The sequence below is a fragment of the Acidobacteriota bacterium genome, assembly GCA_016715115.1.
Lineage (GTDB): Bacteria > Acidobacteriota > Blastocatellia > Pyrinomonadales > Pyrinomonadaceae > JAFDVJ01.
On sequence record JADKBM010000016.1, the window covers coordinates 845,961 to 864,004 of the forward strand.

At 55.3% G+C, this 18,044-nt stretch carries 21 protein-coding genes; 6 read left to right on the top strand and 15 right to left on the bottom strand.

The window, feature by feature from the left end; translation table 11 throughout:
- Positions 1–539 precede the first annotated feature (539 nt).
- From aspS to IPN69_21645, 9 genes are all read right to left on the bottom strand, one after another.
- Entirely contained in the window at positions 540–2,354 is a 1,815-nt protein-coding gene (gene aspS / locus IPN69_21605; GenBank protein MBK8813303.1) for an aspartate--tRNA ligase, read from the bottom strand.
- Between the two features lie 404 nt (positions 2,355–2,758).
- Positions 2,759–3,613: a phosphatidate cytidylyltransferase gene (locus IPN69_21610; protein ID MBK8813304.1), complete on the bottom strand. Its 855-nt coding sequence runs from the start codon at positions 3,611–3,613 to the stop codon at positions 2,759–2,761.
- A gap of 51 nt (positions 3,614–3,664) precedes the next feature.
- Entirely contained in the window at positions 3,665–4,468 is an 804-nt protein-coding gene (locus IPN69_21615) for a hypothetical protein (GenBank protein ID MBK8813305.1), read from the bottom strand.
- A gap of 23 nt (positions 4,469–4,491) precedes the next feature.
- Positions 4,492–5,265: an isoprenyl transferase gene (locus tag IPN69_21620; GenBank protein ID MBK8813306.1), complete on the bottom strand. Its 774-nt coding sequence runs from the start codon at positions 5,263–5,265 to the stop codon at positions 4,492–4,494.
- On the bottom strand, positions 5,258–5,593 hold the full coding sequence (locus IPN69_21625; protein ID MBK8813307.1) for a DUF952 domain-containing protein: 336 nt from the start codon (positions 5,591–5,593) through the stop codon (positions 5,258–5,260). The genes IPN69_21620 and IPN69_21625 overlap by 8 nt, the downstream gene beginning before the upstream one ends.
- Before the next feature lie 2 nt (positions 5,594–5,595).
- Positions 5,596–6,216 (bottom strand): nucleotidyl transferase AbiEii/AbiGii toxin family protein, encoded by a 621-nt coding sequence (locus IPN69_21630; protein ID MBK8813308.1) that lies wholly within the window; start codon positions 6,214–6,216, stop codon positions 5,596–5,598.
- Complete coding sequence (truA, locus tag IPN69_21635; GenBank protein ID MBK8813309.1) at positions 6,213–6,965, bottom strand: tRNA pseudouridine(38-40) synthase TruA; 753 nt, start codon at positions 6,963–6,965, stop codon at positions 6,213–6,215. The genes IPN69_21630 and truA overlap by 4 nt, the downstream gene beginning before the upstream one ends.
- A gap of 20 nt (positions 6,966–6,985) precedes the next feature.
- The gene (locus IPN69_21640; GenBank protein ID MBK8813310.1) at positions 6,986–7,441 is read right to left on the bottom strand and encodes an ASCH domain-containing protein; all 456 of its coding nucleotides are present in this window, start codon (positions 7,439–7,441) and stop codon (positions 6,986–6,988) included.
- A 52-nt stretch (positions 7,442–7,493) separates the two neighbouring features.
- Positions 7,494–8,063, bottom strand: a complete 570-nt coding sequence (locus IPN69_21645) for an orotate phosphoribosyltransferase (GenBank protein MBK8813311.1) — start codon at positions 8,061–8,063, stop codon at positions 7,494–7,496.
- 87 nt (positions 8,064–8,150) lie between these two features.
- Between IPN69_21645 and IPN69_21650 the strand changes: the two genes are divergently transcribed.
- Both IPN69_21650 and queF read left to right on the top strand, forming a co-directional pair.
- Complete coding sequence (locus IPN69_21650; protein ID MBK8813312.1) at positions 8,151–9,002, top strand: 3'-5' exoribonuclease; 852 nt, start codon at positions 8,151–8,153, stop codon at positions 9,000–9,002.
- Positions 9,003–9,090: 88 nt separating this feature from the next.
- On the top strand, positions 9,091–9,504 hold the full coding sequence (queF, locus tag IPN69_21655; protein ID MBK8813313.1) for an NADPH-dependent 7-cyano-7-deazaguanine reductase QueF: 414 nt from the start codon (positions 9,091–9,093) through the stop codon (positions 9,502–9,504).
- Between the two features lie 4 nt (positions 9,505–9,508).
- On the opposite strand, the gene IPN69_21660 is transcribed toward queF, so the two are convergent.
- From IPN69_21660 to IPN69_21685, 6 genes are all read right to left on the bottom strand, one after another.
- Entirely contained in the window at positions 9,509–10,072 is a 564-nt protein-coding gene (locus tag IPN69_21660; GenBank protein MBK8813314.1) for a CarD family transcriptional regulator, read from the bottom strand.
- Positions 10,073–10,250: 178 nt separating this feature from the next.
- Positions 10,251–11,321, bottom strand: a complete 1,071-nt coding sequence (locus IPN69_21665; protein ID MBK8813315.1) for an ATP-binding protein — start codon at positions 11,319–11,321, stop codon at positions 10,251–10,253.
- Positions 11,318–12,001: a response regulator transcription factor gene (locus IPN69_21670; protein ID MBK8813316.1), complete on the bottom strand. Its 684-nt coding sequence runs from the start codon at positions 11,999–12,001 to the stop codon at positions 11,318–11,320. The genes IPN69_21665 and IPN69_21670 overlap by 4 nt, the downstream gene beginning before the upstream one ends.
- 103 nt (positions 12,002–12,104) lie before the next feature.
- Positions 12,105–12,761 (bottom strand): phosphate signaling complex protein PhoU, encoded by a 657-nt coding sequence (gene phoU / locus IPN69_21675; protein MBK8813317.1) that lies wholly within the window; start codon positions 12,759–12,761, stop codon positions 12,105–12,107.
- 137 nt (positions 12,762–12,898) lie between these two features.
- The gene (locus tag IPN69_21680; GenBank protein MBK8813318.1) at positions 12,899–13,387 is read right to left on the bottom strand and encodes a histidine phosphatase family protein; all 489 of its coding nucleotides are present in this window, start codon (positions 13,385–13,387) and stop codon (positions 12,899–12,901) included.
- Between the two features lie 90 nt (positions 13,388–13,477).
- Entirely contained in the window at positions 13,478–13,930 is a 453-nt protein-coding gene (locus IPN69_21685; GenBank protein MBK8813319.1) for a CBS domain-containing protein, read from the bottom strand.
- Between the two features lie 90 nt (positions 13,931–14,020).
- Between IPN69_21685 and IPN69_21690 the strand changes: the two genes are divergently transcribed.
- From IPN69_21690 to IPN69_21705, 4 genes are all read left to right on the top strand, one after another.
- Positions 14,021–15,586, top strand: a complete 1,566-nt coding sequence (locus IPN69_21690) for a Ppx/GppA family phosphatase (protein MBK8813320.1) — start codon at positions 14,021–14,023, stop codon at positions 15,584–15,586.
- A 153-nt stretch (positions 15,587–15,739) separates the two neighbouring features.
- A complete protein-coding gene (locus tag IPN69_21695) occupies positions 15,740–16,342 on the top strand; it encodes a thioredoxin family protein (protein MBK8813321.1) in 603 nt (200 codons plus the stop codon).
- A 1-nt stretch (position 16,343) separates the two neighbouring features.
- Complete coding sequence (locus tag IPN69_21700; protein MBK8813322.1) at positions 16,344–16,892, top strand: TlpA family protein disulfide reductase; 549 nt, start codon at positions 16,344–16,346, stop codon at positions 16,890–16,892.
- Between the two features lie 164 nt (positions 16,893–17,056).
- Positions 17,057–17,557, top strand: coding sequence for a DinB family protein (locus tag IPN69_21705; protein MBK8813323.1), 501 nt, complete (start codon positions 17,057–17,059; stop codon positions 17,555–17,557).
- Positions 17,558–18,044: the final 487 nt, after the last annotated feature.

Below are 18,044 nucleotides of genomic sequence, written 5' to 3' on the forward strand. Positions count from 1 at the left end.
GGGGGGGGGGGGGGGGGGGGGGGGGGGGGGGGGGGAAGGGGAGGGGGGGGGGGGGGGGGGGGGGGGGGGAAGGAGGAGGAGGGGGGGGGGGGGGGGGGGGGGGGGGGAAGGGGGGGAAAAAGGGAAAAAGGGGGAATTGGGGGGGGGCTGAGGGGGGGGAAAGGGGGGGGGGGGGGGGGCAGCGCCCACGAGGGGGGGAAAGCGGGGGGGGCGGGGGGGGGGGGGGAGGGGGGGGGGGGGGGCGGGGGGGGGGGGGGGGGGGCGGGGGGCGGGGGGGGAAGGAGGAGAGGAAAAAAAAAAAAAACGAAAAAAACTTTCTGAGTGACTTTCCAGACAGCCTCATGAAAGCAAGCCCAATCCCCACAGGGCTTTAGCCCAAAATCCGGCTAAATCCGGGATGTGTCTTGGTTTCCTTCTCCGTTTGTTAAAACGAACGGCAATTCATCAAGATCTCGATTAAGGAGAGTTTTGACATAGCCTCTACCGCTCCCGGTTCTGACGATGACCAATCGCAAATTGAAAATCGCAAATCGCAAATCCTAAACGATCTTGATCCCCAATTCATCAAGCTGGTGATGATCGACGTCGCCCGGCGAATCCATCATCAGATCCTGCGCCGAGGCGGTTTTCGGGAACGCCATCACGTCGCGGATGTTCTCGGTGCCGCAGAGGATCATACAAGTCCGTTCGATCCCGGCCGCGAAACCGCCGTGCGGCGGCGTGCCGAATTCGAGCGCGTCGAGGAAAAACCCGAACCTTTCCCGAGCCGTTTCCGGAGTCAGGCCAAGCGCCTTGAAATTCAGAGCCTGAATCCCTTTCTGATGAATTCGGATCGAGCCGCCGGCGCATTCGTAGCCGTTGATCACCGCGTCGTACGCCTTTGCGCGGACGTTTCCGAGCAGCTCGTGCTGCGATTCGTCTTCGATCGCCGTCCGGAACATTTCGAGATCCTCGTCCATCGGCGACGTGAACGGATGGTGCGCGGCCATAAACTGGTCCGATCCCTCGTCGTGTTCGAACATCGGAAACTCCGTCACAAGCAACGGTTTGTAAGCCGTCCGGTCGATCAGGTTCTCGCGTTTCGCGACCTCGACGCGCAGCGCCCCGAGCGACGCCGCGACGACGGGTTTCTTGCCGGCGATGATCAGTACGCAGTCGCCTCTTTCGGCACCCGCGGTGGCCGCGAGTTCCTCGATCTTCGCTTCGCCGAGAACCTTCAGCAACGACGATGTCGTTTCCGTTTCTCCGAGCTTGATCCACGCCAACGCGCCCGCGCCGTAGCGTTTCGCAAACTCTTGCAGGTCGTCGAGCTGTTTGCGCGAATAATCGGCCTTGCCTTTGGCGACCAGTCCCTTGATCTCGCCTTTGTTTGCCAAAACTGACGCGAACGGCGCGAAATCGGTCGCGATTAGATTCTCGCTGAGATCTGCGAGTTCCATCCCGAAACGAAGGTCCGGCTTGTCCGATCCGAACCGCCGCATCGCCTCGGCATACGTCATTCGCGGCCATTGCGCGGGAAGTTCGACTCCTATGAGACGCAATACCGTGTTGAACATTCCCTCGATGACGCGAAACACCATTTCCTGATTGGCGAACGACATCTCGACGTCGAGTTGCGTGAACTCGGGCTGGCGGTCGGCGCGCAGGTCCTCGTCGCGGAAACAGCGAGCGATCTGGTAATACTTGTCGAGCCCGGCGATCATACAGATCTGTTTGAGGATCTGCGGCGACTGCGGGAGCGCAAAGAATTTGCCGGAATGGATCCGCGACGGAACGACGAAATCGCGCGCGCCTTCGGGCGTCGACTTCAGAAGGATCGGCGTCTCGATCTCGGTGAATCCGAGATCATCCATATAGTTGCGGATCTCTTTAACGGCCCGTGCGCGCATCCGTATGTTATGCGCGAGCGTCGGACGGCGCAGGTCGAGATAGCGGTATTTGAGGCGCAGATCTTCTGAGGCAAGATTCTGGGACCCGGCCTTTTCGAGTTCGAACGGAAGCGTCTTCGCGTCGTTCAAGATCAGAATTTCGTTGACGTGCACCTCGATGTCGCCGGTCGCAAGCTTCTTGTTATGCGTTCCTTCATCGCGCGAGAAGACCTCGCCGATGACCGCGATGACGAACTCGCCGCGCGCGATCTTCGCCTTTGCGTGGGCTTCTTTGTCGGTTTCTTCGCTGACGACGATCTGTGTCACGCCGTCGCGGTCGCGAAGATCGATGAACGTAAAGACGCCGAAGTCGCGTTTTTTCGCGACCCAGCCCATCAAAACGACCTTTTCGCCGACATTCGCCTCGCGCAATTCGCCGCACGAATGTGTTCTTTCGAGATTTCCTAATCTATCAAGCATAAACATCGCTTGGAATTCCGCGTTCGGAGATCCGCCTTCAGGCGGTCCGACGCGAAAACCAAGTCCTCTTTTATCAAAATTTGAGCCGCCTGAAGGCGGAACTGCGAACAAGACTCCAAACAAAAAAAACGCCTTTCGATTTGGACGCAAACGAAAGGCGGAACGCTAGAAGTTAACGCTCACGCCAGTCAATTATCGTCGTTATTAAATCGAACCGCGTTCATACAATGTCAAGAAAGATGATACAAGACGAGTTTCGGAATGGCAAACGATTGGGGAATTGAGATTTGGGATTTCGGATTTCGAACGCAAAGGCGGCAGGCGAACGGCCTTTCGAGAAACTTAGCTGGACGCGTGAGATCGGTGTTTTGGCCAAAACGGTTGGCCCCCCAGTTCGCTCAAAGACACCCCTAAAAATAGAATCGGGCGAAATAGTACAAGATCGGCGCGTTGAACAAAAGGCTGTCCAGACGATCGAGCAAGCCGCCGTGACCGGGCAGGATATTCGCTGCGTCTTTTGCTCCGGCGCCGCGTTTGATCGCACTTTCTGCGAGATCGCCGAACAGTCCGACGATGCTCATCGCACAGGCGAGCGGGACAGAGATCTTGTACGGAAGTTCCGGGAAAAACGTCGCCGAGGCGATCGCGGCTAACGCGGCGCTCAGGACCAGCCCGCCGACGACGCCCTCCCAGGTTTTTCCCGGTGAAACCTTTGGCGCGAGTTTGTGTTTGCCGAAGTTCTTGCCGACATAATAAGCGCCGGTATCGGCGCCCATCACGATCAGGAAGAAGAACCCGAGCAGCTTCGATGACAGGTGCGGCACGACCGATTCGGTGAAACCGGCGCGCATTGCGACGATGAATCCGCCCAAAAAAGCAATGTACAAAACTCCGAGGACGGTCACGCCGACGCCGGTCAGCATCTTTGAGAAGTCGACCCGGAAACGAAACGTCTGCGATACGAGGACGACGATCATAAACAAAACGACCGTCATAATGAGCATATCCGGCATCTTCGCCGGCGCGTCGAAAACGTACGCGACGAACAACGCCGCGGCACCCAAGTATGCGATCGAAGGGTCGGCCTTGAGCTCGAGTTTCTTGGTCAGCGTAAAGAACTCAAAAAGCCCCGCACCGAGCGCGAGGCCGGCGATAACCAGAAAGAGACCGCTTGCCGCCGGTGTTTGCGGCAACAAATACGGAAGGATGATCGAGACGATCAAGACCGGCAGGGCGATGATCGCGGTGATTAAACGTGAATTCATTTGCGATTTGCGATTTGCGATTTGCGATTTGCGATTTGTTGATCGCTAATTTCATTCCAAGATTCCAGATATTCCAAGATTCCAGATATTCCGGATTCCAGATATTCCGGATATTCCGGATTCCAGATATTCCGGATTCCAGATATTCCAGATATTCCAGATATTCCAGATATTCCGGATTCCAGATATTCCAAATATTCCAGATATTCCAGATTCCAGATTCCAGATATTCCAGATTCCAGATTCCAGATATTCCAGATATTCCAGATTCCAGATATTCCAGATTCCAGATTCCAGATATTCCAGATTCCAGATTCCAGAATCAAGATCCAAGATTGATTCAAGATTCAAGATTAGGACTCGCTCGGAATTCCGGGAATCTCCTGGAATCTCTTGGAATTCCTGGAATCTCTTGGAATCTCTTGGAATTCCTGGAATCTCTTGGAATCTCTTGGAATTCTTGGAATCTCTTGGAATCTCTTGGAATTCTTGGAATCTCTTGGAATTCCTGGAATTCTTGGAATTCTTGGAATTCTTGGAATTCTTGGAATCTCTTGGAATTCCTGGAATCTCTTGGAATTCCTGGAATCTCTTGGAATTCCTGGAATCTCTTGGAATTCCTGGAATCTCTTGGAATCTCTTGGAATTCTTGGAATTCTTGGAATTCCTGGAATCTCTTGGAATTCTTGGAATTCCTGGAATCTCTTGGAATTCCTGGAATCTCTTGGAATTCCTGGAATCTCTTGGAATTCCTGGAATCTCTTGGAATTCCTGGAATCTCTTGGAATTCCTGGAATCTCTTGGAATTCTTGGAATCTCTTGGAATGCTTGGAATCTCCTCAATCCAAAATCCAAAATCTAAAATCCAAAATCCAAAATCACCCCGTTCCCCCGAATCGGCGTTCGCGCTTTTGAAAGTCGATGATCGACTTGAATATCTCGGCCCGGCGAAAGTCGGGGAAAAGCGTCGGCGTGACGTAGATCTCGCTGTAGGCCAGCTGCCAAAGCAAGAAATTCGAGATCCGAAATTCGCCGCTCGTGCGCACCAGAAGATCGACTTCCGGCAATCCCTCCGTATAAAGATTTCGTTCGATATCGTCTTCGGTCAGGTCATCGATCGAATCGCCGCGTGCGATCACCTGCCTGGCGGCACGGCGCGCCGCCTCGGCAATTTCCGCGCGACCGCCGTAATTGAGCGCGACGCTCAGGATCGTGCCCGTGTTGGAAGCCGTCTTCGCCTCGCCCGCCTTGAGCGCCGCCCGGACGTCCGGAGCGAGCCCGGCGATGTTGCCGATCGCCTGAAACCGAATGTTGTTCTTGTGAACCGCGCCGAGTTCCTTTTTCAAATAGAGCTTGAGCATCTGCATCAAACCCGAAACCTCGTCCTCCGGCCGCTTCCAGTTTTCGGTCGAAAAGGCGTAAAGCGTGACGGCGTCGATCTCAAGACGCGCACAGGTGTCGAGAATCGCGCGGACCGATTCAGCGCCCTCCCGGTGACCGAAAATTCTCGGCTTTCCGCGCATCTTCGCCCAACGGCCGTTGCCGTCCATAATGATCGCGATATGCTTCGGCAAACGCGCAAAGTCAATCCGCTCAAGCAGTTTCGCTTCTTCGGAATCTGGTTCAATGACTTTGACGAAGTTCTTATGCATCGTAGTCGACTTCGACGGCACCGACAGCCGAAAGAATTCTCTCTTCGATATCGACGATCGCCGAACGATCGATCGGCCCGTAGATATGCGGATAGATCTCGCCGCCCGTCGAAGGCTCCGCAATCAACTGAGACTTCAGAAGATGCGGGTTGATCGCCAGGATCAACACCCGCTTCGCATTCTTGTAATAACGGCCGAGAACGTCTTCGAGCTGATTTCTGTAGCTGCAGTGAATAAACCCTTCGGACCGCAGGCTATCCGCCTCGTACTCGAACGCGTCGGCGAATTTTTCCCAAACTTCGGGCAGGACGATGTGATAGATCAGCATTATTAGTCTCGCGACTCGGAAACCGCGCTTTGCAACTCGAGAAATTTCTTACGCACGTAGGGGTCGAGCAGTTCGGCAAAGCCTGCCTGCAAATCCCTGATCTTGATAATCTCTTGAACATCCGCGAGATCTTTCAAACGGTGAGCCGCAGTCATTCCCGACGCCAGTTTCAGTTCGATGAGTTTCTCCAGGGAAACCGTATTGATGCCTTCAATCTCATTGAAATCTGAGGTGGGTTCCGGAAAAACTACTGGCTTTCGCTTGCCGTCGCCGGGGTATTCTCCGGCCGTGACTATCTCAACGGTCACGTTCTCTTCGGTTGTTCGAAACTTCTTTGTCGCGCCTTCGAACGCCGGTCCGTATCCCAAACCGACGAGTTCGTTCTGAAACCGTTCCAAACCCTCGCGGGACATTAGAAGATCGATATCTTCGGTAAACCGACGATAGCCATAGCTGTTCAGCGCGACCGCTCCGATCAAACAGTAATCGATGCCTAAACGGTCAAGATCGCCTGCGATCCGGCGCAACGTCGAATTGAGAATCCCCTCACCCATAAAAAAACGCAATCCTTCCTGATAAGCCGCCACAGGCGATTCGATGATTTGCTGGAAATCGGTTCTCATTCGTAAAAGACCTTGACGAGCGCCAGTCCGTGAGCCGGAGCCGTCGCCCCGGCGAGATTGCGGTCGCCGCCGACGATCGCCGTCTGAATTGTATCAAAATCTTTTTCGCCGCGCCCGACTTCAAGGAGCGTCCCGACGATCGAGCGGACCATATACCGCAGGAATCCGTCGCCGCGGATCGTGAACTCGATGATCGCCGAACCGGCGCGCGAGTCCCAGCGCGAATCGACGAAGAACTCGTTGATCGTGCGAACCCGATGCTCAGCGTCAGAGTTGGCCGCCGAAAACGCGGTCCAATCGTGTTCGCCGAGAAACAAACGCGCCGCGTCGTTCATCCGCGCGACGTCGAGCGGGCGCGATTCGTGGTGCGCGTAACGATTCCAAAACGGCGAGATCACCGGCGCATTGACGACCCGATAAACGTACGTTTTCCCTTTTGCCGAGAACCGTGCGTGAAAATCGTCATCGACCTTCTCGACACTGATGATCCGCACGTCTCCCCAAAGATTTCCGTTGATCGCCATCCGGAGTTTTTCGGGCGTGAACGGTTTCGCCAGTTTCACCGTTGCGACCTGCGCCTCGGCGTGGACCCCAGCGTCGGTCCGGCCCGAGCCGGCGACGTGAACTTCGGCGCCCTCGATCAGCGAAAGGACGCGCTGGAGTTCGCCCTGCACGGTGCGCTCATTGTCCTGAACCTGCCAGCCGTGAAAGTCGGTACCGTCGTATTGGATGAGAAGTTTGAAGTTCATTCGTTGTTCTCCGGTCGCGCTTAAAGCGGATACAGAAGCTCGAATCGCTCGCAGCAAACAAGCGAAAGTTCGCTGAATTCAAAACCATTCTCGGACGCTTCCCGTGAAAAATAGGTTCGGTGTCCGTCGCGCCAGTCATCCAGAGTCCGGTCGCCCTCGCCTTCGTCGTAGGCGAATTCCGCATCTACCTCTCCGAACGGCAGATGCCGAACCTCGGTCGTGCGGATGACGCACATCGGGTTGCCTTCGAAATCGGTGATAACGCTGTAGCCGCCGTGGATGGGCGCGACATCCGGATGCTTTTCGTTGAACTCGACGAGGCTCGCCGTCGCGCGCTTCGGACCGTTGATGACAAGTTCGGCCAGTTCACGGGCCTGATCCGAACGATTGCCGAAAAACCAGGTTTGAAAAGGCGTCTCGGGCGCAACACCCGATGTTGCGCAAAAGGCTTTCCAGAATGTTTGAACGTCGCTCATCTTAGTACTGTCGCCGAATCAGCGCCCGCCCGCTAACCAAGGCGGCACCGCCTCATTTCCTGCTTCCCGGTTTGACGGCTGCGGTACCTTCGGCGCATAGCGGGCAAACTTCGGGAGCGTAACTCGGAACTTCCATCGAGACCAGCGCGATCCGCTGAACGCCGACGTCGGCGGCACCGTTCGAACGGTCGATGATCGATGCCGCGCCCGTGACGATTCCACCGCTTGCCTCAAGCGCGGCGATGCATTCGCGGGTCGATCCGCCGGTCGTGATAACGTCTTCGACGACCAGTATCCGCTCGCCCGGCCTGAGCGAAAAACCGCGCCGCAAAGTCATCTCGCCGTTCTGACGTTCGGTCCAGATGAACCGCACATTCAGAGCCTCGGCGACCGCGTATCCGATGACGAGTCCGCCGATCGCCGGCGAAGCGACGGTCTCGATTCCGGAATTCACAAAGTATTCGGCGATCGCGCGGCCGAACTTCGCGGCGTCGAACGGAAACTGGAGCGCCAGCGCGCATTGTAAATACCTCGGACTGTGAAGTCCGCTCGAAAGAATGAAATGTCCTTCAAGCAGCGCGTCGGTGGCGCGGAAATGTTCGAGTACCTGCTCCGAATTCATTCCTAACATTAGATTATCGCGGCCGTATAATTGCAAGTTTCGGAGCCGAATTTGCGGAATCCCGCATTCGCGCTAGAATCTTTACGAATGCCGCCGTTTCCAAATCTAGTTTGGGACTCCTTTTTGATCACTGAAACGATCAAGCTTCTGCAGAATTTCGGCGGAAGCGCTTCGGTCGTGAATGTCGTCGACTATGTGATGAAGATCCGAAAACCACCGCCGGAACTGGCTCGGCTACTGATCGCGGACATCGTCGACGGCGATCCGCGGCTGAAATTGACGGACGACCTGGTCGAGCTCGTCGCGGGTCATTCCGGCGAACTAAGACTCTCCGAAACCGATTTCGTCGTTTTCGATCTCGAAACGACCGGCGCAAAATGTCCGCCGTGCAGAATCACGGAGATCGGCGCATATCGCGTCAGCAACGGCCGCGTGACTCACGAGTTTCAGACGCTCGTCAATCCCGAAATGCCGATCCCGCCGTTTATCACGCAGCTCACCGGAATTTCCGACTCGATGGTCGCGAACGCTCCCAAATTCGCGGAGGTCTCGGACGGATTACTTGATTTTATCGGCAATTCGGTCCTCGTCGCGCACAACGCGCATTTCGATCTCCGCTTTTTGAATCACGAGGTAAGCCGGGTATACGGCAATTACCGCGTCGTAAATCAACATCTCTGCACGGTTCAGCTGTCGCGAAGGCTCCTGCCCGAAATTCCGAATCACCGGCTCAAGACGGTCGCCGAACATTACGAGATCCGCCTCGATAATCACCACCGCGCAGCCGACGACGCGCGCGCGACGGCCGAGATCTTCGTCAACCTGCTCGGCGAACTCGATCGCCGCGGAATCGCCGACATCGACGGTGCGAAAAAGGTCAAACTTTCGCATTCGGGCGGAAAGCGGAGCAACGAGCGAAAGACTGAAATTTCAGCTTGAATAGAGAGCGAGGGGCGTTTCGCCTGAAGGCGATACTCGTGCGGAGTTTTCATCATCGAGGTTGAAATGCTAGAATCGGCGTTTCGTTATGACAGACAATTTACAGCCGGTCAATCAACAGAACCTTGACATCCGTTCGACCCCGCGGGCGGAGATGGATCTTTTTCCGCTCGACACTTTTGAGTATGAGTTTCCGGGCCGCGAGATCTGGATCGATTTTGAAATTCCCGAATTTACCGCGATCTGCCCGTTCTCGGATTTTCCGGACTTCGCGACGCTCAAACTCAAATACGTTCCGAACCATCGCTGCATCGAACTCAAGAGCCTCAAACTCTACATCAATTCATTCCGCGAGGTGAAGGTTTTCCACGAACACGTCGTGAACATCATCGTTGACGATTTTGTTCGCGCTTGCGACCCGCTTCGCGTCGAACTCGAAGGAGATTTCAATGTTCGCGGGAACATCAAAACGGTCGTCCGGGCGAGTTATTCGAAGAAGTGAGCGCTCAATGACTCAGTTTGGCTGAAACGAAGGGTTGTGAAACGAGATGCCGCCGGCAGGCGAGATCGATCAACTCGTCGAGTTTCACCTCGAACAATGTTTCCGGGGCATATCCGGCGCTGGTGATCTCGGAAACGATTAGGAATCGAGCCTTGTCAAGATAAGTCTGCTCACGAAACGACAGTTTCTTTTCGTGGCTCAGAAAGGTCAGCTTTTTGAGGACATCGGCTGCCGCGAAAACATCGCCCGACTGAAGCTTTTGACCGAACTCGCGGGCGCGAAGTTTCCAATCGCTCGAAATGATCTCAAAATCGGCTCCCAGAGTCTCAATCAGAAAATCATATTGACTGGAGGTGATGATCGGCCGTATTCCGACCGCATCGGCGTTGTCCATCGGCACGAAGATGGTCGAATTGTCGCTCAAAACGCGCAGGGCATAAAAGCTTACGGTGATGGTTCCGATGACTTTCTTTTCAATATGATCAACCAGGCACACACCTTGATTCGGATACGCGACCATTTGCCCGACCGCGAGTTCTTCTCCGAATTTTTCAGCCTTTGCCGTCATATGATCGACGCCCGCAAAACGCTCGGGCAACCTCCCGGGAGTTGCAAAACTGATGAGAATGACCTAATCGTAGCACATTTTCCGACAATTCGGGAAAGGAGAATCGCGTTGGAGCACAGTTTATGAAGTTGTTCGAAAGGGCGCGGTCAAGAAACATCGCAGGCCGTCGCGAGTTCGACTATTTGCGAGGCAGTTCAATGGAAAAGACGGAACCTCGTCCGAGTGTCGAAGCGACACTGATCTCGCCACCGTGAAGTATTGCGAGATGCTTGACGATGGCGAGCCCGAGGCCGGTGCCGCCGATCTCGCGCGAGCGAGCGCGGTCAGTTCGGTAGAAACGTTCGAAGATGCGCTGCAGATGTTCCGACGAGATCCCCTCACCGGTATCGGCGACGCTGATGACATCGTTCAAGGCGCCGCGATGCAATTCAACGGTGACCTTGCCATTTTCAACGTTGAACTTGATCGCGTTGTCGATGAGATTGGTCAGCATCTGTTCGAGCCGGGTCGGGTCGGCCCGAACGACCGATTTTTCGGGCACTTCGTTGACCAGCGCGACGCCAAACGCGGCGGCCTTGTTCGAGAGATTGAGGAATGTCTCATTGACCGACCGCGCGAGATCGATATCGCGCGGCTCGATCGAAGCGCGGCCCGATTCGATCGTTGAAAGTTCGAGAATATCGTCGATCAACGCGTGCATTCGCTCGGCATTGCGTCGGATGACGCCAAGAAATCGGAGGTTGTTCTCTTCGTCACCGATAGCTCCGTCTTCGAGAGTTTCGACAAACGCGAGGATCGACGTGAGCGGTGTTCGGAGCTCGTGCGAAATGTTCGAAAAGAACTCCTGGCGGACGTTTTCAAGCCGCTGAAGATTCGTTTTGTCGTAGAAAATACCGATCGCGCCGCCTCTTTCGCCGACATCCACCGGAGCGATCCGGACTTCGAATTTCCGGCTTTCGATGCCCGCGATCTCGAATTCGACGTCGGAGAACTCGGATTCCTCGAGTGCCTTTCGAAACGCCTCGTGAACGCCCAGATCGCGGATGATCTCGCTCAGTCGTTTCGTTTCGAGGATGCCGTTCTTTCGTCCGAACGCGTCGTACGCGGCCTGATTCGACGCCAGAATCCGCGTGTCGCTGCCGACCACTATCACGCTCTCACGCATCGTTCCAAGGATTCGCTGCAGCAGGACGCGGGTCTGATCCGGACCGCTCGTTTTTCCCGAGAACAGCGTTTTGATCAAACTCATTTTGTTCCGATAAATCGATATCCGACTCCGACGACGGTTTCAATGCACCGCCCGCAGTCGTCGAGTTTCTGCCGCAAGCGACGAATGTGAACGTCTAGGGTTCGCGTGTCGCCGAAATAGCTGTAGCCCCAGACGCTGTCCAGTAACTGCTGACGCGTTGCGACGCGCCCGGAATTGCGCACCAGATGAACCAAGAGCGCAAACTCCTTTCGCGTCAGTTTGACATCGGCTTCGCCGCACGTTACGCGCATATCGGCGAAATCGATCGACATATTCGCGTCCTCGTATTTCTCAAGCGGCGAATCGCCCGAACGGCGAAGCACGGCCCTCACTCGCGCGACGACTTCCTTAACCGAGAACGGCTTGACGATGTAATCGTCCGCGCCGAGTTCGAGTCCAGCGATCTTGTCGCTTTCCGAAGCTTTCGCGGTAAGCATTATGATCGGCGTCTTTTCCGTCAGCGTCTCGCGCCGCAGACGGCGGCAAAGTTCGAGACCGCTCATTCCGGGAAGCATCAGGTCGAGAATGATGATCGCCGGCGAATTCTTGTCGTTGAGCGCGAGCCGCAGCCCCTTTTCACCGGATTCCGCGATGACGGGCAAAAAGCCCTCGCGTCGGAAGTTGTACTGGAGACTTTCAGCGATGTCGGAATCGTCTTCGACGATCAAAATTTGAACCATATTTCGATTTCGGAATTGAGATTTAGATTTGGGATTTTGGATTCGGGGCTTGTTCGGAACCGAAAGACTCAAATCCGCAATCCCAAATCCCAATTCCCAGATCCTACTGGTGTTTAATGAACACCGCTTCTTTCATATAGACCGTCAGTTCGCATATGTCCTTGACATAATCCGCGATCCGTTCGAGATTCTTGGCGACGAAAAGAAGTCTTGCAAGACGCGTCGATTTCCCTGCGTCCTGGGACATCGATCGCAACAGATCCGCGACCGAACGTTCATATATCGCGTCGATCTTCTCGTCCTTTGCGATCAATTCGCGTGCCCGGTCGGCATCGTTCGCGGTGAACGCGTCGAGCGCGGACTGCAGCATTTCGAGCGCGAGTTCGGACATCTCGGTGATCTCGCCGCCGATCGCCAGTTCGGGTTCGTCGTTAAGTTCGAGCGCCGCACGCGCGATGCTCGACGCGTGATCCGCGATGCGTTCGAGAATCGGCGTGATCTTCGTGATCGTGATGACCAAACGCATCTCACGCGCGACGGGACGCCGAAGCGTCAAGACATCGATGCTCTGACGGTCGATTTCGAGTTCGAGACGGTCGATCACGCTGTCGCGTTCGATAACCTGTTCGGCGACCTCGCTGTCGCGACGCACGAGCGCATGCACCGCCCTTTGAATCGAGAGTTCAACCTCGCCGCCCATCAGCAAGAGCCGGTCCCGAAGGATGTCAAGTTCGCGTTCCAAAAGTCTTCTCTGTTCCATTATTTATCGACTTTAGAACAATTTCGCGAAGAACAAAAGGAAGATTATTTCGCGTCTGGTTTTGAGCGTATTACGGATGCCTTAAGTGCGGATGAACGGAATGTTAAATGAATGTTAACTCATTTTGGGGTCAAGTATTACGGCATCAGATCTTTTGGACGTATGACGAACTCAAGGTTCCCGCAGTTGACGGCAATGTCTGACCAGTTATTGATACTTAATGAGATCATCGAGAGAGCGGCGGTCGGGATCGAATGCGATTCGCCGGTCAGAATGCGGACGAGTTCCGCCATTCCAGGGTTGTGCCCGACGATCAGGACGGAATCGGTCGCCGGATCGAATTCGCCGATGAGATGAAAGAGCCCGAGCGCGCTGGCCTCGTAGATGCGATCGTCAAATACGACCGGCGGCAGTTCGCCGATCTCGCGGACCAGAACGGCCGTCTGTTTGGCCCTTTTGGCCGGGGAACTGACGACGGACCGTGGCCTCAGGCCGCGCTCGAACATCAATTCACCGATAAACCGCGCGGCTTTCAATCCGCGCGAATTGAGTGGCCGATCGAAGTCGGCGAGATCGGGATCGTCCCAACTCGACTTCGCGTGTCGTAAAAGAAAAAGCGTTTTCACCGGGGACCCTTCCTGTAAACCGCTGTTGGGAATTCGTCAGATCGACTGATTGATAATAAGTCGAAATCAACGGAACGCAAAGACGAAACTTCAATTCTCGGAGCAACCGGAACAGTCGCGCCTTCCGCTGATATCCTGCAGGGCTTTCGCGGCACGTTTCGCCGCCTTTTTGCCGGCCTTTCGCAGAATGTCGGCGATCGAGATGATACCGAGCAGTTCGCCGCGCTCGCCGATGACGGGCAATCGCCGGACCTGCAGTTTCGACATTCGTTTCAAAACGCTGCCGATCGGGTCTTCCATCGCGCAGCATTCGACCGGCCGAAACAACATCTCGGCGGCGAGGATCTCCGACGGTCGGCGATTTTGCGAAGCGGCCGTGATCGCGATGTCGCGGTCGGTGATGACACCGACGACACGCATTTCGGCGTCGACGACGGGAACGATGCCGCAGTCTTTGTCCCACATTATCGCTGCGGCCTTGGAAAGATCATCGCCGAGCGAACAAAATCCGACATCGATCGTCATTATTTCGTAGACTTTCATAACTGCAATGCCTCGCCGGATTCCCGAAAATCCGGACCTTGCCCCAAAGAATTCTCTTTTCCGTTGAACTTTATTATCATCGTAGTGACAATGAAAACGCAAACAATCGCCGCCATCGACATCGGCTCGAATTCGCTGAAACTTGCCATCGTTCAGGCGGCCGCGAGCGACTCCTTCACGATCGTCGTACAGGAACGGGAACGCGTCCGGCTCGGCCACGAAACTCTTCGCAGTCACCGGCTCTCGGACGAGGCGATCGATCTTTCGGCGGCCGCGATCGCAAAATTCAAACTCATTTCCGACGGCCGCGGCGCGAACACGATCATCGCGGTTGCAACGGCATCAGTGCGCGAGGCTCAAAACGCGGCCGATTTTGTCCGCGAGATCGCGACGCGAACCGGTGTCAATGTCGAAGTGCTTTCGTCGCTCGAAGAAGCGCGGCTGATCGGCATCGCCGCCGCGCAGAATATGCGTCTCGACAAAGGCAAACTTCTGAACATCGACATCGGCGGCGGTTCGACCGAACTGTCGCTGATGAAGAACGGCGACCCGTACAAGCTGTTTTCAATGAAACTCGGCGCCGTCGGCTTGACCGAGCGTTTCATCTTTTCCAACCCGCCGAGACGCAAAGAGCTCGAGAATCTTCGAATCGAGATCAGCCTTGCGCTCGAACGTCCGCTGCGAAAAATCAAAGGCGAAACGTGGCGCGTTTCCACCGGAACCTCGGGGACGATCCTCAATTTGCTCAGACTGATAAACCATTTTGACGGCACGACGTCGGAAACGCAGCCGATGATCGGACTTAAGCGGCTCGCCGCACTCAACGAGAATCTGGCGAAGATCACGCTCGAGGAACGCGCGCGAATTCCGGTGATCAGCCCGCAACGCGCCGAAGTCATCGTCGCCGGCGGCCAGATCCTGGAAAATGTGATGCGCGGGCTCGGAATCGAGAATCTGCAACCCTGTACCTTCGCCCTCCGCGAAGGTGTCATCATCGACTATCTGCGAGAGATCGAGGCGGAATCACTGCCTCCGGTTCCGGACGTCGAGGATACGCGTCTGCGCGGCGTTTTCGCCGTCGGACGCCGCTTTGGCTATGAAGAGAAGCACGCGCTTCAGACGGCGTTTCTTGCCGAACGCATTTTCGATCAGATCTCGGCAGCGTACGGTCTCGAGCGACATCAGCGGACGCTTCTGTCGGCCGCCGCAATTCTCCACGACATCGGCTATCACATCTCGCACGAGCAACACCACAAGCATTCGCTCTATCTGATCAAGCATTCCGAAATGACCGGTTTCTCGGAAACGGAACGGGCGATCATCGCCAATGTTGCCCGCTACCACCGCGGAACTCCACCGCGCGACAAGCACCCGGATTTTACGGCGCTTTCCGAAACAGACAGGCAAACGGTTCAAAGGCTCGGAGCGATCCTGCGCATCGCGGATGCATTCGACGTCGGCTACGAACGCCGCGTTTCGGACATCATCGTCGAGAAGTCGGGAAAAGACCGCTTGCTGATGACGCTCGTCGGGAACGCCGATTTTTCCGCGGAACTGACGGCGGTCCAATTTCGGAAGGAGATGTTCGAAGCGGCCTACGGCTGTACGCTCGAAATCAGGGCCGAACGCGCGCGCGAGCAAAGTCCTCGACTTTAGGAGCCTGTCGGAGAAATCGCTGTACGGAGCACACGCACGCTGAAGAGAGTCAAATTAAGCTACCGGTCGGTTGAAGGTAAAAACTTCTTTCCGATTCCGCTCGTAAAAGCTAAACTGTTTCCAAAGACAATTCATAACAAGGAGTAAAAGGATATGAAACGAGCAGGTTTTTTCTTAATTGCGCTTTTTGCGATTTCCGCTATCTTCGCGACCGCGCCGAACGTCGGATTCGCGGGCGGACTTGAGATCGGCGCGACGGTCGAGAGTTTTACGCTTCCCGATCTTGATGGCGCGAACAAGTCGCTTAACGATCTCAAAGGCGCGAACGGCACCGTCGTCGTTTGGTTGTCGGCGCAATGCCCGGTCGTCAAGGGCTACAACGAACGGATAAATCAGATCGCCGAAGAATTCAAGGCAAAGGGAATCAACTTTGTCGGCATCAATTCAAATGCGACCGAGTCGCTTGATTGGGTGAAATCCAACGCGGCCGAAGTCGGCTATAAATTTCCGGTTCTGATCGACAAAGGAAACGCTCTCGCCGACAAGTTCGGCGCGACCGTAACGCCGGAGATCTTTTATTTTGACGCCAAAAATGTCCTGCTCTATCACGGCGCGATTGACGACGATCGGTCGGGAAAAAACGTGCAGTCCGATTTCCTGCGCGATGCGTCCGTTTCCGCACTTGGCGGCAAGGCGATCGCGAGGTCGAGTACGAAGGCGTTCGGATGCACGATCAAACGGACCGAATCGAAATAATATGAAGTTTCTGAGATCAACATCGGTGGCCGCCAGTCTGTTGCTGGCCGCGGTTTTCTCGGTTGCGGCGGTCGCCCAGCCGGGCGCGAAGACTGAGCCGAAGCCCGCGCCGGTCGAAGTCCGCGTCGTCAAGGTCGACGATGCGGGGCTGAAGGACGTCCTCAAGGCGAAGGGCAAACCGCGCGTCGTCAATTTTTGGGCGACCTGGTGCGCGCCCTGCATCGAGGAATTTCCGGATCTCGTCAAACTCGACACCGAGTACAGAGGCAAGGTCGATGTCGTCACGATTTCGCTTGATTCGGTCGACGACATCAACACGTTGGTTCCGGATTTTCTGAAACGGATGAAGGCCGAAATGCCCGCGTTTCTGCTTGTTTCCGCGGACGAAACGGAATTGATCTCGTCGGTTCAAAAAGACTGGAGCGGCGGTTTGCCGTTTACGGTGGTCTACACGGCGAACGGCGAGCAGGCTTATTTTCGCGAAGGCAAGTTCAAGCCGGAGGTTCTGAAAGCCGAGATCGAGAAGTTACTGAAACCGGATGTGAAGTAGTCCGCAACGGTAATTCTGCGTTCGAAGAATATGAAGGGATAAGAAGGTTCCGGAGCGAGCGAATTCATTTCGTTTGCTTCGGGTTTTTTTTCTGCCGACTCTTGCCTTGAAGCGAAATTTATTGTAGTTTCATAGATGCAACATTTTTTCATAAGGAGCTGCATATGTATCGCAAGATCGAAGATTTTACGCGCGACTGGGGTTATGACATCGATCAAACCACCAAGCTTTTCAACCACTTAACCGACGCCTCGCTGGCACAGAAGGTGACCGACGACGGGCGTTCGCTCGGATTTTTGGCGTGGCACATCGTGCTCACGATCGGTGAAATGACCGGCCAGGTCGGACTCAAGGTCGATGCGCCCGCGGAGGACGCACCCGTTCCGGCGACCGCGGCCGAGATCGTCGCCGCGTTCGAGAAGGCCGGGAACTCGCTGAAGGACGCGGTCGTCTCAAACTGGACCGACGAAACGCTGCTGCTGGAAAACGAAATGTACGGCGAAACCTGGAAGCGCGGCCAGACTTTGCTTTACCTCATCTTCCACCAAGCCCACCACCGCGGTCAGATAACCGTCCTTATGCGCCAGGCCGGACTTCCGGTCGTCGGAATCTACGGCCCGGCAAAAGAGGAATGGGCGGCGATGGGAATGCCGGCGATGGCGTGAACGATTTGGGACTTGGGATTTGGGATTTGGGATTTGGGATTTGGGATTTGGGAGCATTGAAAAACCGACCTGACGGAAGCAAATCGCGTTTCCTACAAAACACAGATTGGCTGAATGGAGCGGATTTGTTTCAATCAATAGAGTTAGAAAAGGATCTCAAGAAACGCTGAGTTCAAAGCATCCTCTTGCATCCGATCTATCTGTGTCCTGTCCGAAACGGCGCCGAGACCGCCGTAGAGTAGGTTTTTCAAAGCTCCCGATTCCAGAATCCAAGTTCGAAGGAACCTGTCGGAAAAGGCCGTTTGAGAACTGAATTTGCTTCTTCAAGCGTGCGGAGCACGCGAACTTGCGATAGCACCACGTGAAGCGAAGCGGAACGTGGTGACCCGTCGCGCCGAGTTCCTAAACGTGTGTAACACGCGCAACTCTTGTGGTTGCAAAAGGTCCGCGCGTTTCACACGCTCGCCTGATTTGTTGGCGAGTGACA

Excerpts from the sequence above, each read along its gene's own strand:
- aspS (MBK8813303.1), bottom strand. The coding sequence starts at position 2,354 with ATGTTTATGCTTGATAGATTAGGAAATCTCGAAAGAACACATTCGTGC.
- IPN69_21610 (MBK8813304.1), bottom strand. The coding sequence starts at position 3,613 with ATGAATTCACGTTTAATCACCGCGATCATCGCCCTGCCGGTCTTGATC.
- IPN69_21620 (MBK8813306.1), bottom strand. The coding sequence starts at position 5,265 with ATGCATAAGAACTTCGTCAAAGTCATTGAACCAGATTCCGAAGAAGCG.
- IPN69_21625 (MBK8813307.1), bottom strand. The coding sequence starts at position 5,593 with ATGCTGATCTATCACATCGTCCTGCCCGAAGTTTGGGAAAAATTCGCC.
- IPN69_21630 (MBK8813308.1), bottom strand. The coding sequence starts at position 6,216 with ATGAGAACCGATTTCCAGCAAATCATCGAATCGCCTGTGGCGGCTTAT.
- truA (MBK8813309.1), bottom strand. The coding sequence starts at position 6,965 with ATGAACTTCAAACTTCTCATCCAATACGACGGTACCGACTTTCACGGC.
- IPN69_21640 (MBK8813310.1), bottom strand. The coding sequence starts at position 7,441 with ATGAGCGACGTTCAAACATTCTGGAAAGCCTTTTGCGCAACATCGGGT.
- IPN69_21645 (MBK8813311.1), bottom strand. The coding sequence starts at position 8,063 with ATGAATTCGGAGCAGGTACTCGAACATTTCCGCGCCACCGACGCGCTG.
- IPN69_21650 (MBK8813312.1), top strand. The coding sequence starts at position 8,151 with ATGCCGCCGTTTCCAAATCTAGTTTGGGACTCCTTTTTGATCACTGAA.
- queF (MBK8813313.1), top strand. The coding sequence starts at position 9,091 with ATGACAGACAATTTACAGCCGGTCAATCAACAGAACCTTGACATCCGT.
- IPN69_21660 (MBK8813314.1), bottom strand. The coding sequence starts at position 10,072 with ATGACGGCAAAGGCTGAAAAATTCGGAGAAGAACTCGCGGTCGGGCAA.
- IPN69_21665 (MBK8813315.1), bottom strand. The coding sequence starts at position 11,321 with ATGAGTTTGATCAAAACGCTGTTCTCGGGAAAAACGAGCGGTCCGGAT.
- IPN69_21670 (MBK8813316.1), bottom strand. The coding sequence starts at position 12,001 with ATGGTTCAAATTTTGATCGTCGAAGACGATTCCGACATCGCTGAAAGT.
- phoU (MBK8813317.1), bottom strand. The coding sequence starts at position 12,761 with ATGGAACAGAGAAGACTTTTGGAACGCGAACTTGACATCCTTCGGGAC.
- IPN69_21685 (MBK8813319.1), bottom strand. The coding sequence starts at position 13,930 with ATGAAAGTCTACGAAATAATGACGATCGATGTCGGATTTTGTTCGCTC.
- IPN69_21690 (MBK8813320.1), top strand. The coding sequence starts at position 14,021 with ATGAAAACGCAAACAATCGCCGCCATCGACATCGGCTCGAATTCGCTG.
- IPN69_21695 (MBK8813321.1), top strand. The coding sequence starts at position 15,740 with ATGAAACGAGCAGGTTTTTTCTTAATTGCGCTTTTTGCGATTTCCGCT.
- IPN69_21700 (MBK8813322.1), top strand. The coding sequence starts at position 16,344 with ATGAAGTTTCTGAGATCAACATCGGTGGCCGCCAGTCTGTTGCTGGCC.
- IPN69_21705 (MBK8813323.1), top strand. The coding sequence starts at position 17,057 with ATGTATCGCAAGATCGAAGATTTTACGCGCGACTGGGGTTATGACATC.